Raw genomic sequence first — 2,587 nt, forward strand, 5'->3', positions numbered from 1 at the left:
TCGGCGAACGACAGCTGAAGCGTGTCCTCGGCACGGGTCACGCCCACATACATCAGACGGCGCTCCTCTTCCAGCAGGTCGCCGGGCGCGGGCGAGCCGAACGGCAGCAGCCCCTCCGAACAGCCAACGATGCATACATGGCCGAATTCCAATCCCTTGGCGGCATGAATCGTCGATATCGTCACCGCGCCGGCGTCCAAGCCATCGGTGCGCAACGATTCAACGCTCAGCGACTGAGACTGCCAACCGGCATCGGTGCGGATACGATACGAGAAGCCCAGCTCCTTCAGGGCCGCCGCCACCAGTCCCTGCTGCGCATTCAGCCTGGTCAGCACCGCGCAGTCCGACGGCTTGGCACCTTTCCGCACCATTGCGCGCAGACGGGCCGCCGCGCCTCGAGCCTCATCCCAATCACTCGGATACCGCAACGTGGTCACCCGCGCACCCGGCCCCTGATCCCGGCCCGACCTCAACTTGATATATCCGGCACGCTCCGGGCTGGCGGCGAGCACGCGATTCGCATAGCGAACCACCGAGGCGGTCGAACGATAATCGACATTCAGGGTTACGTCGGCTGCCAGAGGACCGAATTCCTCGCCGAACGAACGCAGATAATAGCTGGTGGCTCCGGCGAAGGAATAAATGGTCTGCGCGGCATCACCCACCACGCACACCTCGCGATTGCGCCCGTCCCCCATCCACAAACGCATCAGCCGATGCTGCAGGGGGGACACATCCTGATATTCGTCCACAGTCAGCCATCCGATACGACCACGGATGGCGGCAGCAGCCTGTTCAAGCTCGGGATCCTCCAGCAGATGGCACACCATCAGCAGAATATCGTTGAAGTCTATTTGGTTGCGGGCGGTTTTATCACCCTCATATGCCGTTATCAGATCGGCCATGCGGTCGGCGTCCAAACCGGCCGGAGGCTGACGATGCGTGGCGGCGCAGACCTTGGCGTAATCACGCGGCGCAATCAACGACACCTTGGTCCAATTGATTTCCGCCTCCAGGTCACGCACGGAAAGCGGATCGGGAGCCTCTGCACCGGTCACACGCTGAAACGCCGTCGCGACAAGCCGCTTGTTGTCGGAGACCAGATCGGGGAACGGCGCCTCGGTGACGCCGGTCCAGACTCGGTTGAGCTGGTGCAACGCCGCCGAATGGAATGTGGCCGCCGCCACACCCTCCACGCCCAGCCCGGCGATGCGGGCGCGCATCTCCTCTGCCGCCTTGACCGAAAACGTTACGGCCAGCACGCGCGAGGGATCCCAATCGCCACAAGCGCAGGCGTAGGCGATGCGGCGCGTGATCGTACGCGTCTTGCCCGCGCCGGCCCCCGCTATGATGCGCACCGGCCCGTCAACGGCAGTCGCCGCCTGGCGCTGTGCGTCATCAAGCGAGTCAAGGATGTGTTCCGCCTGATCATTCATACCCACCATTGTGTCAGTTTCCCGGGCGGCAACCGCCGCAACCGAACAAAACCGCGTGCCGCAAGTGACAAAACCGATGAACGCGGCCATGCCGTATCTCAACGCGCCGACCGGTTTCACGCCCTTGCCGGCAGATGTGTATTAGTGTTGGAGCGTGACGTTTTCTAGCTACTACACGCTTGCCGCGCTCGCCTCTGCGGCAGCTCCCGGCCTCGCCGTGGCCGGAGCGAAGGACGGTGTCCAACTCGGCGCCACCGACTCAGCGCTCGGCATACGCTCCGCGGTCATTCAGGATGCCACCGGGCAACTGTACGACGTAGTCGCGGCGCAGGGAGACAAGGCGCGCGCCCGGCTGTCTCGACGCGTGAAGGCCGCACGCGCGCTCGCACAGGCCAAGGAGCCGGCCGGCCTGAGCTTCGGCATGGAACGGGTGCTCACATACGTGCCGGGCGAAGGCGGGGACAGTCCCACCGGCGACACCGCGCTGCTCATCATGCAGCATCGCGAGGGTTACGCCAAACCCCTCGACACCTTGTCACTGGACGAATGCTCCTCGGTTGGCACCGCCATCGGCGCCATTCACCGGCTGCGCGGAACATTCCTGTCCGAGGGGAACTACCCCTCCTACACCACCGGGCAGATTCACGACCAATTAGTCGCCTGGATCGCCAGATTGAAGCAGGCGGGCCATGTCCCGGCGGAAATCACCAGCAGCTGGACCCGTATTGTCGCCACCGAGGGCCTGTGGAATTTCACCACATGCCCGGTTCATGGGGGGTTCGACGACGGCGATCTGCTGTTCACCGGATCCGGCCTGAGCGCCATCTATCACTGGCAGGGCATGCAGATCAACGATCCCGCCCGTGATCTCGCCTGGATCTTCGGGAAATTGGACGACACCCATCGCAACGCCGTGCTATCCGCCTACGGCCGCATGATGGGTTCCCGCCTGGATGATCTCATCATGCTCAGGGCCAATCTGTGGCTGCAGATGGAACAGGTGGGCGATTTCATCAGCGCCATTGACCACGGCGACAACAACCGCATCGTCAAGTTCAAGGCGCAGGTGGAACGACTGGCGCATCAGCTAGCGATCATCGCCGCCCAGAATGAGGAGCGCAACGCCGCAGGCCCCGCCAGGGCGGACGACA

Annotated in this window: 2 protein-coding genes; one reads left to right on the top strand and one right to left on the bottom strand. The window is 63.7% G+C overall.

The window, feature by feature from the left end; genetic code table 11:
• Positions 1 to 1,436: ATP-dependent helicase (locus tag B2994_RS00475; RefSeq protein WP_291526457.1), on the bottom strand; the 1,436-nt coding region annotated here is incomplete at its 3' end.
• A 154-nt stretch (positions 1,437 to 1,590) separates the two neighbouring features.
• On the opposite strand from B2994_RS00475, the gene B2994_RS00480 reads away from it, so the two are divergent.
• Positions 1,591 to 2,587, top strand: a 997-nt coding sequence (locus B2994_RS00480) for a phosphotransferase (protein ID WP_349675650.1), incomplete at its 3' end; no start/stop codon positions are given.

Origin of the sequence: Bifidobacterium sp. UBA744 (genome assembly GCA_002298605.1) — a bacterium.
Lineage (GTDB): Bacteria > Actinomycetota > Actinomycetes > Actinomycetales > Bifidobacteriaceae > Bifidobacterium.